This window comes from Staphylococcus sp. NAM3COL9, assembly GCF_001431205.1.
Taxonomy (GTDB): Bacteria; Bacillota; Bacilli; order Staphylococcales; family Staphylococcaceae; genus Staphylococcus.
The window spans coordinates 1-12938 of the sequence record NZ_LGPC01000015.1 but is presented as its reverse complement, the minus strand read 5'-3'; the positions used below and the strand labels follow the sequence as shown (position 1 = coordinate 12938).

Sequence of the window (12938 nt, the reverse complement as noted above, 5' to 3'; positions counted from 1 at the left end):
CAATGTCTAAACATACTGAAACACTTGAAATAGAAAAATCAGAAAATTTTGAACATTTGGAAGCAGTAGAACCAATTGAACCTGAAGTTGAACTAGAACAAGAGACAATTGATGAAATGAGATCTGGTTCAGAATTATTAGTTGAATCATTGGTAAATGAGAGTGTTGATTTTATATTTGGTTATCCGGGAGGCGCTGTTCTCCCTCTATACGACACACTATACGATGGGAAAATAAAGCACATCTTAGCTCGTCATGAACAAGGTGCAACTCACGCAGCAGAAGGTTATGCACGTGTATCTGGTAATACAGGTGTAGTTGTTGTTACAAGTGGACCAGGAGCTACAAATGCGATTACCGGTATTGCTGATGCTTACAGCGACTCTTTACCTTTAGTAGTTATCACAGGTCAAGTTGCAACACCTGGTATTGGTAAGGATGCATTCCAAGAAGCAGATTTACTCTCAATGACAACACCAATTACTAAGCACAACTATCAAGTTAAAGATGTACAAGATATTCCAAAAATTATCCATGAAGCTTTTCATATCGCTAATACTGGAAGAAAAGGTCCAGTAGTAATCGATTTCCCTAAAGATATGGGTATCCTATCAACGAATGCACAGATTACTAATGAATTAGAATTACCTGGTTACACAATACCTAACAAACCCAAAAAAGATGATATACAAAAATTGAGAGATTTTTTAAAGAGTGCTAAAAAACCATTAGTACTTTCAGGTGCAGGTGTCAATCATGCCAAAGCCAACGATCTATTCACTGAATTTGTAAGTAGACATCAATTACCAGTAGTGAGTACGTTACTCGGTCTCGGCGCAATTCCTTACGAACACCCCCTATTTTTAGGTATGGGTGGTATGCATGGATCATACGCAAGTAACATGGCGCTAACTGAATGTGATTTACTTATTAACTTCGGAAGCCGCTTTGACGACAGATTAGCTAGTAATCCAGATGAATTCGCACCAAATGCCAAAATCGTTCATATTGATATCGATCCATCTGAAATCAACAAAATTATTAAAGTAGATTTGGGTATTGTTGCAGATTGTAAAGCGACATTAGAGTTTCTACTCGATTTCGATAGTTATTCAATTAAACATGAAGATTGGTTAGGAACATGTAATGAAAATAAAATACAACAGCCCTTTGCATACAGCGATGATGAAGATGGTGTATTTTCAAAACCACAACGCGCAATTGAATATATTGGAGAGATTACCAATGGTGATGCAATTGTAACTACAGATGTAGGACAACATCAAATGTGGGTTGCACAATACTATCCATTCAAAGACCATGGTCAACTTGTTACAAGTGGTGGTTTAGGCACAATGGGCTTTGGTATACCAGCAGCAATTGGAGCAAAATTGGCTAAACCAGACAAAACGGTCGTAGCTTTTGTAGGCGACGGTGGTTTCCAAATGACAAACCAAGAAATGGGTATTTTAGAAGAATATGACATAGATATTAAAATAGTAATCGTAAATAACGGTACGCTTGGCATGGTGAAACAATGGCAAGATAAATTCTTTAATAAACGTTTTTCACATTCTGTGTTTAATGGACAGCCAGACTTTATTAAGCTGTCTGAAGCATACAATGTAAAAGCCTATCTCATAGATGATCCTATGCACTTAGAACAAAAATTAGATGAGGCTTTCCAATATAACGGACCAGCCTTAATTGACGTTCGTATTTCACCGGTTGAAATTGTCTCTCCTATGGTACCAAGCGGTAAAGCAAACCATGAGATGGAGGGTCTAATATGAGAAGAACATTTAGAACAAAAGTAAGAGATAAAGCAGGTACATTAAACAGATTAACGAGTATTTTCGTACGAAGACAATTTAATATCGTTAATCTTTCCGCAACACCTACACTAGAAGAAGGAATTTCTGATATTACTTTTGTAGCAGAAATTCCTGATACAGATGTGTTACGCACGTTACTTCAACAACTTGAAAAGCAAATCAATATTATTGAGGTTGAAGATATAACAGATACAAATACCTACAATAGAGAGTTGGTACTTGTGAAATTACAAACACCAAACAATCACCAAGAATTACAAAATTTAATCAAACCTTATGATGCGCTAGTCTCTATATTGAAAAATGAAGAAACTTATACGTACCTTCAAGCCTCAGGTCCACAATATACAATGGATAATTTATTAGACGATCTATCATCATATAAAATCGAACAAGTCTCACGTACGGGTTCGGCAGGTATTATTTAGATTAAGCTTTAATTTTTTATCAAAAAATTCAAAACACATGGAGGATTATATTATGACAACAGTTTATTATGATGAAACAGTAAAGAAAGATGCATTACAAGGTAAAAAAATAGCGGTTTTAGGTTATGGTTCTCAAGGTCATGCTCATGCACAAAACTTAAAAGACAATGGCTATGACGTAATCATTGGTATCAGACCTGGACGTTCTTTTGATAAAGCAAAAGATGATGGCTTCGAAGTATACCCTGTAAATGAAGCAGCAAAACAAGCTGATGTCATTATGGTACTTCTACCAGATGAAACTCAAGGAAAAATATATAAAGAAGAAATCGAACCAAATTTAGAAGCAAATAATGCATTAGTTTTCGCTCATGGTTTTAATATTCATTTTGATGTTATCAACCCACCAGAAAATGTAGACGTATTCTTAGTAGCTCCAAAAGGTCCAGGACATTTAGTTCGTCGTACTTTTGCTGAAGGTAGTGCAGTCCCTGCCCTATTCGCAGTAGAACAAGATGCAAGTGGAGAAGCTACAGACTTAGCCTTAAGCTATGCTAAAGGTATCGGTGCTACACGTGCTGGCGTATTAGAAACATCATTCAAAGAAGAAACTGAAACAGATTTATTTGGTGAACAAGCTGTCCTTTGTGGTGGTACAACTAAATTAATACAAACTGGTTTCGAAACATTAGTTGAAGCTGGGTATCAACCAGAGATTGCTTATTTCGAAGTATTACATGAAATGAAGCTTATTGTAGACCTATTATATGAAGGTGGCATGGAAAACATGCGTTATTCAATTTCAAATACAGCAGAATTTGGTGACTATGTATCTGGACCACGTATCATTACACCAGAAGTTAAAGATAATATGAAAGCAGTACTTGAAGATATTCAACAAGGAAAATTCAGTGATCGTTTCATTAAAGATAATGAAAATAATTTTGAAGAGTTCCACAAACTACGTGAAGAACAACATGGACATCAAATCGAAGCGGTTGGTAAAGAACTACGTGAAATGATGCCATTCATTAAATCTAAAAGCATTGAAAAATAATTAGATTCCACCTTTAAATTAATCGTAATTGGAGAATCACACTCAATTAGGAATATGTGATTGCTTAAAAATGCAGCTACTTTTCTCATGAAAGTGTGTTTCTTCATTAATTACGGTTATATGAGTCTAAAATTCATTTATAGGAGATGTTGAAAATGAGTAGCCATATTCAAATTTTTGATACAACACTTAGAGACGGCGAACAAACACCTGGTGTTAACTTTTCATTCGATGAACGTTTGAAGATAGCTAATCAACTTGAAAAATGGGGCGTAGATATTATAGAAGCTGGGTTCCCTGCATCAAGTAATGGTAGTTTTAAATCAGTTGAAGCAATCTCAAAAGCATTAACAACAACTGCTGTATGTGGTCTAGCCCGTTGTGTAAAGAAAGATATTGATGCAGTATATGAAGCAACTAAAGAAGCAGCAAAACCAAGAATTCATGTCTTTATCGCAACAAGCCCGATTCACCGTGATTCCAAACTTATGATGTCTAAAGAAGAAGTTTTAGCATCTATAACAGAACATGTAACCTATGCGAAAAATTATTTTGATTTAGTTCAATTCTCCCCAGAAGATGCAACAAGAACAGAACTACCATTTTTAATAGAATGTGTTCAAACAGCTGTTGATGCCGGAGCAAGTGTAATCAATGTACCTGACACTGTAGGTTTCAGTTACCCTTCTGAATATGGTCAAATTTTCAAAACACTACAAGAAGCTGTCAAAACAGACCATGAAGTAATTTATAGTGCACATTGTCATGATGATCTTGGACTTGCAGTAGCAAATAGTATGGCTGCAATTGAAAATGGAGCCAAACGAATAGAAGGAACCTTAAATGGTATTGGGGAACGTGCAGGTAATGCAGCACTTGAAGAAGTAGCACTTGGCCTTTACGTTCGACAAGATCATTATGGTAATCAATCTAAAATTAACCTTGAAGAAACAAAACAAACTTCAGATTTAATTGCTAGATTTGCAGGAATTCGAGTCCCTAGAAACAAAGCCATTGTCGGCCAAAATGCATTTAGTCACGAATCAGGTATTCATCAAGATGGCGTAATTAAAAACCCTGAAACTTATGAGATTATGACGCCTCAACTTGTTGGTGTTAAAACAACAGAATTACCTTTAGGTAAACTTTCAGGTAAACATGCTTTTGCTGAAAAATTAATTAATTTAGGTTACGATGTTGAGCCAGAAGAACAAAAAGCATTATTTAAACAGTTTAAAACAATTGCAGATAAGAAAAAAGCAGTTACAGACCGTGATATCCACGCCTTAATACAAGGTACAGAACATGAACAAAATGCGATTTATCAAGTTGAAACTTTACAGCTACAATTTGTCTCAAATGGACTTCAAAGTGCTGTAGTCGTCATTAAAGATAAAGACGGTAATACGTATCAAGATTCAAGTATTGGCACCGGATCTATCGTTGCCGTGTACAATGCAATAGACCGTATTTTTGACCTCAACACTGAGTTAATAACATACCGTATTGATTCTGTTACTGAAGGTACCGATGCACAAGCTGAAGTACATGTACAAATTAAAATTGATAATCAAATCGTCACAGGTGTTGGTATTGACCATGATATTTTACTCGCGTCATGTAAATCATATGTAGAAGCACATGCTAAATATGTTGCTAATTCATCTGCGGAAGAAGGTATTCATTCATGAGTTATAAAATTGTAGCTCTACCAGGTGATGGTATTGGTCCTGAGATTTTGACAGGATCACTAGAAATATTAGAACTATTAAGCCAAAATTTTAATTTTAATTATGACATAGAAACACATGATTTTGGTGGCGTTGCTATAGACCGCCATGGTAAACCACTCCCTGAATCAACATTAAATGCATGTCAAAATGCTGATGCAATATTATTAGGTGCTGTGGGTGGACCAAAATGGACTGATCCTAACAACAGACCTGAACAAGGATTATTAGGCATACGTAAAGCATTAGGCTTATTCGCTAATATTCGCCCTACTACGGTGACAAATGGTACAAGCCATTTATCTCCGATTAAAGAAGAGCGAGTTGCAGACACAGATTTCATTTTAGTAAGAGAACTCACTGGTGGTATCTATTTTGGTGAACCTAAGAAATTGGGTGATGACGATGCACTCGATTCTCTTACTTATACAAGAACAGAAATAGAACGCATTGCCAGAGTTGGATTTGATTTAGCTCAAAAACGAAATAAAAAATTAACATCTGTTGATAAAGAAAATGTGCTTTCTTCTAGTAAATTATGGCGTAGAGTGATAAATGAGGTTTCACAAGATTATCCTGAAGTAGAAGTTAACCATTTACTAGTAGATGCTTGTGCAATGCATTTAATTACTAACCCATCACAATTTGATGTCATTGTAACTGAAAATCTATTTGGTGATATTTTAAGTGATGAAGCATCTGTAATTCCTGGTTCATTAGGTTTATCACCGTCTGCAAGTTTTAGTGAACAAGGGCCACGACTTTACGAACCTATTCATGGTTCAGCACCAGACATTGCAAACCAAGATATTGCAAACCCTTTCGGTATGCTTTTATCAGTAGTAATGTGTCTTAGAGAAAGTTTAAATGAACCAAAAGCAGCTGAAAAATTAGAATCAGTAATTTATCAACTCATTAAAGAAGGTAAAACAACCCGTGATCTCAATGGAAATTATAATACGTCAGATATTATTAATTTCGTAAAAGAAAACTTATAAAAAGGAGGAGATGTCATATGGGTAAAACACTATTTGATAAAGTTTGGAATAAACATGTCTTGACTGGTAAAGAAGGTGGCCCACAGTTATTATATATAGATTTGCATCTTATACATGAAGTCACATCTCCTCAAGCATTTGAAGGTCTAAGACTCCAAAACAGACAATTGCGTAGACCAGACTTAACGTATGCAACACTTGACCACAACGTCCCAACCGTAGACATCTTTAATATCAAAGATGAAATCGCAAACAAACAAATTACTACATTGCAAAATAATGCAAAAGAATTCGGCGTCCATATATTTGATATGGGGTCTGATGAACAAGGCATTGTGCATATGGTAGGTCCTGAAACAGGTTTAACGCAGCCTGGTAAAACAATTGTTTGTGGTGATTCTCATACTGCTACACATGGTGCTTTCGGAGCAATTGCTTTTGGTATTGGTACAAGTGAAGTAGAGCATGTATTTGCTACACAATCGCTATGGCAAACTAAACCTAAAAATCTAAAAATTGATGTAACAGGTAAATTGCCGACTGGTGTGTATGCCAAAGATATTATCTTACATTTGATTAGTCAATATGGCGTTGATTTCGGTACAGGTTATGCCCTAGAATTTTCTGGAGAAGCGATTCGTAGTTTAAGTATGGAAGCTAGAATGACGATTTGTAATATGGCAATTGAAGCTGGTGCTAAATACGGCATGATGGAACCTGATGAAACGACATTTGAATATGTTAAAGGTCGTCCATATGCAATAAATTTTGATAATTCCGTTGATGAATGGCGTGAACTCTACACAGATGACGATGCCGAATTCGATAGAGTCATCGAAATGGATGTCTCAGACTTAGAACCTCAAGTGACTTGGGGAACTAGTCCTGAAATGGGAGTGAGTTTTAATACACCTTTCCCTGAAATAGAGAATATAAATGACGAACGTGCATATAATTATATGGATTTAAAACCTGGTCAAAAAGCTGAGGATATCGATTTGGGTTATGTCTTCTTAGGTTCTTGTACAAATGCTCGTCTTTCAGATTTAGTTGAAGCGAGTCATATCGTTAAAGGAAATCAAGTACACCCTAATATTACAGCAATCGTTGTTCCAGGTTCTCGTACAGTTAAAAAAGAAGCAGAAAAAATAGGACTAGACAAAATATTTAAAGAAGCAGGGTTTGATTGGAGAGAGCCTGGTTGCTCAATGTGCTTAGGTATGAATCCAGACCAAGTACCCAATGGTGTTCACTGTGCTTCAACAAGTAATCGTAACTTTGAAGGACGCCAAGGTAAAGGTGCAAGAACACATCTTGTTTCCCCTGCTATGGCAGCAGCCGCAGCAATCAATGGCAAATTTATAGATGTTAGAAAGGTTGTTGTATAAGATGGAAATCAAACCAATCACTACGTATACAGGTAAAGTCGTACCATTATTTCATGACAATATCGATACCGATCAAATTATACCTAAAGTCCATTTAAAACGTATTTCAAAATCAGGATTTGGACCATTTGCTTTCGATGAATGGCGTTATTTAGATGACGGCTCTGATAATCCAGACTTTAACCCAAATAAACCAGAATATAAAGATGCATCGATTTTAATTACTGGAGATAATTTCGGATGTGGCTCAAGTCGTGAACACGCTGCTTGGGCAATTAAAGACTACGGTTTTGATATAATTATTGCTGGCAGTTACAGTGATATATTCTATATGAATTGTACTAAAAATGCGATGTTGCCTATTGTTTTAGATGAAGAAGCGAGAATACATTTAGCACATGCCGAATCGATTACGGTAGATTTACCGAATCAAACTGTTACTTCTCCTGATAAAACATTTATTTTTGATATAGATGAAACTTGGAAAAACAAACTCGTTAAGGGACTTGATGATGTTGCAGTAACACTGCAATATGAAGATGAAATCAATTCTTACGAAAGAGCAAAAACTTTTTAAAGATACTAAACTAACAAAGGTGTGAAACATATGACTGTAAAAACAACTATTTCTTCAAAAGATATCGATGAAGCTTACTTACAAATAAAAGATACTGTTAAAGAGACACCATTACAAAAGGATCATTATTTATCACTTAAATATGACTGTAATGTATATTTAAAAAGAGAAGACCTACAATGGGTCAGGTCTTTTAAACTTAGAGGAGCTTACAATGCAATTGTAGCCTTAAATAAAGAAGACAGAGAAACTGGCATCACATGTGCAAGTGCAGGTAACCATGCACAAGGTGTAGCTTACACTGCTAATAAATTACACTTAGATGCAGTCATCTTTATGCCTGTCACTACCCCACTTCAAAAAATTAATCAAGTTAAATTCTTTGGTGGGAAAAATGTCGAAGTCATTCTTACAGGTGATACATTTGATGATTGTTTAAAAGAAGCGCTCGTTTATACAGAAGATAACAAAATGAATTTCATTGATCCTTTTAACAATATCTATACTATTGCAGGGCAAGGTACACTTGCTAAAGAAATCATTGATCAATCTAAAGAAGAAAATATACAATTTGATTATTTATTTGCCGCAATTGGAGGCGGAGGTTTAATTTCTGGTGTTGGTACGTACTTCAAGGAAAATTCACCTCAAACATCGATTGTTGGCGTAGAACCTGCTGGAGCAAGCAGTATGTATAAGTCAGTTGTTTTAGAAAATCAAATCGTAACATTACCTGATATTGATAAGTTTGTTGATGGTGCTTCAGTTGCAAGAGTTGGCCAAATAACATTTGACATCGCAAAAAAGGTTGTTGATGATTATGTTCAAGTACACGAAGGCGCTGTATGTTCAACTATTTTAGATATGTACTCTAAACAAGCCATTATCGCAGAACCTGCTGGTGCATTAAGTATTACCGCTTTAGATAATTATAAAGCAGAAATTAAAGGTCAAACCGTGGTTTGTGTTGTGAGTGGTGGTAACAATGATATTAATCGTATGAAAGAAATTGAAGAGCGTTCACTAATTTTCGAAGAAATGAAACATTACTTCATTTTAAACTTCCCCCAACGTCCCGGCGCTTTAAGAGAATTTGTAAACGATGTACTCGGACCTAAAGATGATATTACTAAATTCGAGTACCTTAAAAAATCATCTCAAAACACCGGTACAGTTATCATAGGGATCCAATTAAATAACCATAAAGATTTGAATAACTTGAAAAAGAATGTAAATGAATTCGATGCTTCAAACATTTACATTAATGAAAATAAAATGCTTTATTCACTTCTTATTTAAAAGCTTAGCTATTGCGCTAAGCTTTTTTTAACATAAAAAAGAACCCATTAGGGTCCCTAATTGCCTTCTCGCGGAACGTAAGTCGGCTATCATCGGCGCTAAGGAGCTTTAAAGAACTACTTCTTAATTTATTAAGATTAGTAGTATTTATGCAAGAGCTAAAGTTCTTGTATACAATTATCCCTTGCTCACTTACCGCTTGTAAGCTCGTCGCGTCTTTCGCTAATTTCGTCAGCTTTAAACGCTTTCTTAAACCAGTTATTTTTTTGGAAGTTAAGCTCATTTTACGCATAAAAAAAGGACCCATTCGGGTCCCTAATTGCCTGGCAACGTCCTACTCTCGCGGAACGTAAGTCCGACTACCATCGGCGCTAAGGAGCTTAACTACTGTGTTCGGCATGGGAACAGGTGTGACCTCCTTGCCATTGTCACCAGACAATGAAATGTATAAAAATTATACATTCAAAACTAGATAGTAAGTAAAATTTGATAATGCCAAAACAAAACACTTTTAAATTTGATTAAGTCTTCGATCGATTAGTATTCGTCAGCTCCACATATCGCTATGCTTCCACCTCGAACCTATTAACCTCATCATCTTTGAGGGATCTTATAACCGAAGTTGGGAAATCTCATCTTGAGGGGGGCTTCATGCTTAGATGCTTTCAGCACTTATCCCGTCCATACATAGCTACCCAGCGATGCCGTTGGCACGACAACTGGTACACCAGAGGTATGTCCATCCCGGTCCTCTCGTACTAAGGACAGCTCCTCTCAAATTTCCTGCGCCCACGACGGATAGGGACCGAACTGTCTCACGACGTTCTGAACCCAGCTCGCGTACCGCTTTAATGGGCGAACAGCCCAACCCTTGGGACCGACTACAGCCCCAGGATGCGATGAGCCGACATCGAGGTGCCAAACCTCCCCGTCGATGTGAACTCTTGGGGGAGATAAGCCTGTTATCCCCGGGGTAGCTTTTATCCGTTGAGCGATGGCCCTTCCATGCGGAACCACCGGATCACTAAGTCCGTCTTTCGACCCTGCTCGACTTGTAAGTCTCGCAGTCAAGCTTCCTTATGCCTTTACACTCTATGAATGATTTCCAACCATTCTGAGGAAACCTTTGAGCGCCTCCGTTACTCTTTAGGAGGCGACCGCCCCAGTCAAACTGTCCATCTGACACTGTCTCCCACCATGATAAATGGTGCGGGTTAGAAATCCAACACAGCAAGGGTAGTATCCCACCAACGCCTCGACGTAAGCTGGCGCTCACGTTTCAAAGGCTCCTACCTATCCTGTACAAGTTGTACCGAATTTCAATATCAGACTACAGTAAAGCTCCACGGGGTCTTTCCGTCCTGTCGCGGGTAACCTGCATCTTCACAGGTACTATGATTTCACCGAGTCTCTCGTTGAGACAGTGCCCAAATCGTTACGCCTTTCGTGCGGGTCGGAACTTACCCGACAAGGAATTTCGCTACCTTAGGACCGTTATAGTTACGGCCGCCGTTTACTGGGGCTTCGATTCGTAGCTTCGCCGAAGCTAACCACTCCTCTTAACCTTCCAGCACCGGGCAGGCGTCAGCCCCTATACATCACCTTACGGTTTAGCAGAGACCTGTGTTTTTGATAAACAGTCGCTTGGGCCTATTCACTGCGGCTCTCCTGGGCGTTAACCCTAAAGAGCACCCCTTCTCCCGAAGTTACGGGGTCATTTTGCCGAGTTCCTTAACGAGAGTTCGCTCGCTCACCTTAGAATTCTCATCTTGACTACCTGTGTCGGTTTGCGGTACGGGCACCAAAATTCTAGCTAGAGGCTTTTCTTGGCAGTGTGAAATCAACGACTCGAGGAAAAAATTTCCTCTCCCCATCACAACTTGACCTTAAGAGTGCCGGATTTGCCTAACACTCAGTCTCATTGCTTGGACGTACAATCCAATAGTACGCTTCGCCTATCCTACTGCGTCCCCCCATCGCTTAAAACGAATTTTGGTGGTACAGGAATATCAACCTGTTATCCATCGCCTACGCCTATCGGCCTCAGCTTAGGACCCGACTAACCCAGAGCGGACGAGCCTTCCTCTGGAAACCTTAGTCAATCGGTGGACGGGATTCTCACCCGTCTTTCGCTACTCACACCGGCATTCTCACTTCTAAGCGCTCCACATGTCCTTGCGATCATGCTTCAACGCCCTTAGAACGCTCTCCTACCACTGTCCTTACGGACAATCCACAGCTTCGGTAATATGTTTAGCCCCGGTACATTTTCGGCGCAGTGTCACTCGACTAGTGAGCTATTACGCACTCTTTAAATGATGGCTGCTTCTAAGCCAACATACTAGTTGTCTGGGCAACGCCACATCCTTTTCCACTTAACATATATTTTGGGACCTTAGCTGGTGGTCTGGGCTGTTTCCCTTTCGAACACGGACCTTATCACCCGCGTTCTAACTCCTAAGATAAAATTGATTGGCATTCGGAGTTTGTCTGAATTCGGTAACCCGATAAAGGCCCCTCGTCCAAACAGTGCTCTACCTCCAATAATCATTACTTAAGGCTAGCCCTAAAGCTATTTCGGAGAGAACCAGCTATCTCCAGGTTCGATTGGAATTTCTCCGCTACCCACAACTCATCCGCTCACTTTTCAACGTAAGTCGGTTCGGCCCTCCATTCAGTGTTACCTGAACTTCAGCCTGGTCATGGGTAGATCACCTGGTTTCGGGTCTACGACCAAATACTCAACGCCCTATTCAGACTCGCTTTCGCTACGGCTCCACATTAACTGCTTAACCTTGCATCAAATCGTAACTCGCCGGTTCATTCTACAAAAGGCACGCCATCACCCATTAACGGGCTCTGACTACTTGTAAGCACACGGTTTCAAGTTCTATTTCACTCCCCTTCCGGGGTACTTTTCACCTTTCCCTCACGGTACTGGTTCACTATCGGTCACTAGAGAGTATTTAGCCTTGGGAGATGGTCCTCCCGGATTCCGACGGAATTTCTCGTGTTCCGCCGTACTCAGGATCCACTCAAGAGTGAACAAACTTTCGACTACAGGATTATTACCTTCTTTGATTCATCTTTCCAGATGATTCGTCTAATTTGTTCTTTTGTAACTCCGTATAGAGTGTCCTACAACCCCAACAAGCAAGCTCGTTGGTTTGGGCTCTTCCCGTTTCGCTCGCCGCTACTCAGGGAATCGATTTTTCTTTCTCTTCCTGCGGGTACTAAGATGTTTCAGTTCCCCGCGTCTGCCTTCAGATATGCTATGTATTCACATATCGATAACACGACATAACTCGTGCTGGGTTTCCCCATTCGGAAATCTCTGGATCAAAGCTTACTTACAGCTCCCCAAAGCATATCGTCGTTAGTAACGTCCTTCGTAGGCTTCTAGTGCCAAGGCATCCACCGTGCGCCCTTAATAACTTAATCTTTTCGACCTTCAACACGATAAAATCGGTTGAAAACCTAAAATGTTATTAATCTGTGAGTGTTCTTTCGAACACTAGCGATTATTTCTATTTTTTTGAATTCAAGCTTTTTAAAACTCTAATTCACTCGGTTTTGCTTGGTAAAATCATAAATTTTACTTACATATCTAGTTTTCAATGTACAAA

Annotated in this window: 8 protein-coding genes and 2 rRNA genes; 8 read left to right on the top strand and 2 right to left on the bottom strand. The window is 38.7% G+C overall.

What is annotated here, in order from left to right:
• The first annotated feature begins 2 nt into the window (after nt 1-2).
• The 8 genes from ilvB (at nt 3) to ilvA (ending at nt 9312) form a co-directional block, all read left to right on the top strand.
• Nucleotides 3-1793: a biosynthetic-type acetolactate synthase large subunit gene (ilvB, locus tag ACA31_RS09135; protein ID WP_057513025.1), complete on the top strand. Its 1791-nt coding sequence runs from the start codon at nt 3-5 to the stop codon at nt 1791-1793.
• Nucleotides 1790-2263, top strand: a complete 474-nt coding sequence (gene ilvN / locus ACA31_RS09130; protein WP_057513024.1) for an acetolactate synthase small subunit — start codon at nt 1790-1792, stop codon at nt 2261-2263. Before ilvB ends, ilvN begins: the two co-directional genes overlap by 4 nt.
• Nucleotides 2205-3320 (top strand): ketol-acid reductoisomerase, encoded by a 1116-nt coding sequence (gene ilvC / locus ACA31_RS09125; RefSeq protein ID WP_367576197.1) that lies wholly within the window; start codon nt 2205-2207, stop codon nt 3318-3320. Before ilvN ends, ilvC begins: the two co-directional genes overlap by 59 nt.
• A gap of 155 nt (nt 3321-3475) precedes the next feature.
• Nucleotides 3476-5011, top strand: a complete 1536-nt coding sequence (locus ACA31_RS09120; protein ID WP_057513022.1) for a 2-isopropylmalate synthase — start codon at nt 3476-3478, stop codon at nt 5009-5011.
• The gene (gene leuB, locus ACA31_RS09115) at nt 5008-6048 is read left to right on the top strand and encodes a 3-isopropylmalate dehydrogenase (RefSeq protein ID WP_057513021.1); all 1041 of its coding nucleotides are present in this window, start codon (nt 5008-5010) and stop codon (nt 6046-6048) included. Before ACA31_RS09120 ends, leuB begins: the two co-directional genes overlap by 4 nt.
• Nucleotides 6049-6065: 17 nt before the next feature.
• A complete protein-coding gene (leuC, locus tag ACA31_RS09110) occupies nt 6066-7436 on the top strand; it encodes a 3-isopropylmalate dehydratase large subunit (protein ID WP_057513020.1) in 1371 nt (456 codons plus the stop codon).
• Between the two features lies 1 nt (nt 7437).
• Nucleotides 7438-8013, top strand: a complete 576-nt coding sequence (leuD, locus tag ACA31_RS09105) for a 3-isopropylmalate dehydratase small subunit (protein ID WP_057513019.1) — start codon at nt 7438-7440, stop codon at nt 8011-8013.
• A gap of 30 nt (nt 8014-8043) precedes the next feature.
• Nucleotides 8044-9312, top strand: a complete 1269-nt coding sequence (gene ilvA, locus ACA31_RS09100) for a threonine ammonia-lyase IlvA (protein WP_057513018.1) — start codon at nt 8044-8046, stop codon at nt 9310-9312.
• Between the two features lie 321 nt (nt 9313-9633).
• Here ilvA and rrf read toward each other — a convergent pair.
• Nucleotides 9634-9748: ribosomal RNA gene (rrf, locus tag ACA31_RS09095) — 5S ribosomal RNA — on the bottom strand.
• Nucleotides 9749-9829: 81 nt separating this feature from the next.
• Nucleotides 9830-12753, bottom strand: a 23S ribosomal RNA gene (locus tag ACA31_RS09090).
• Nucleotides 12754-12938 lie beyond the last annotated feature (185 nt).

Excerpts from the sequence above, each read along its gene's own strand:
- ilvB (WP_057513025.1), top strand. The coding sequence starts at position 3 with ATGTCTAAACATACTGAAACACTTGAAATAGAAAAATCAGAAAATTTT.
- ilvN (WP_057513024.1), top strand. The coding sequence starts at position 1,790 with ATGAGAAGAACATTTAGAACAAAAGTAAGAGATAAAGCAGGTACATTA.
- ACA31_RS09120 (WP_057513022.1), top strand. The coding sequence starts at position 3,476 with ATGAGTAGCCATATTCAAATTTTTGATACAACACTTAGAGACGGCGAA.
- leuB (WP_057513021.1), top strand. The coding sequence starts at position 5,008 with ATGAGTTATAAAATTGTAGCTCTACCAGGTGATGGTATTGGTCCTGAG.
- leuC (WP_057513020.1), top strand. The coding sequence starts at position 6,066 with ATGGGTAAAACACTATTTGATAAAGTTTGGAATAAACATGTCTTGACT.
- leuD (WP_057513019.1), top strand. The coding sequence starts at position 7,438 with ATGGAAATCAAACCAATCACTACGTATACAGGTAAAGTCGTACCATTA.
- ilvA (WP_057513018.1), top strand. The coding sequence starts at position 8,044 with ATGACTGTAAAAACAACTATTTCTTCAAAAGATATCGATGAAGCTTAC.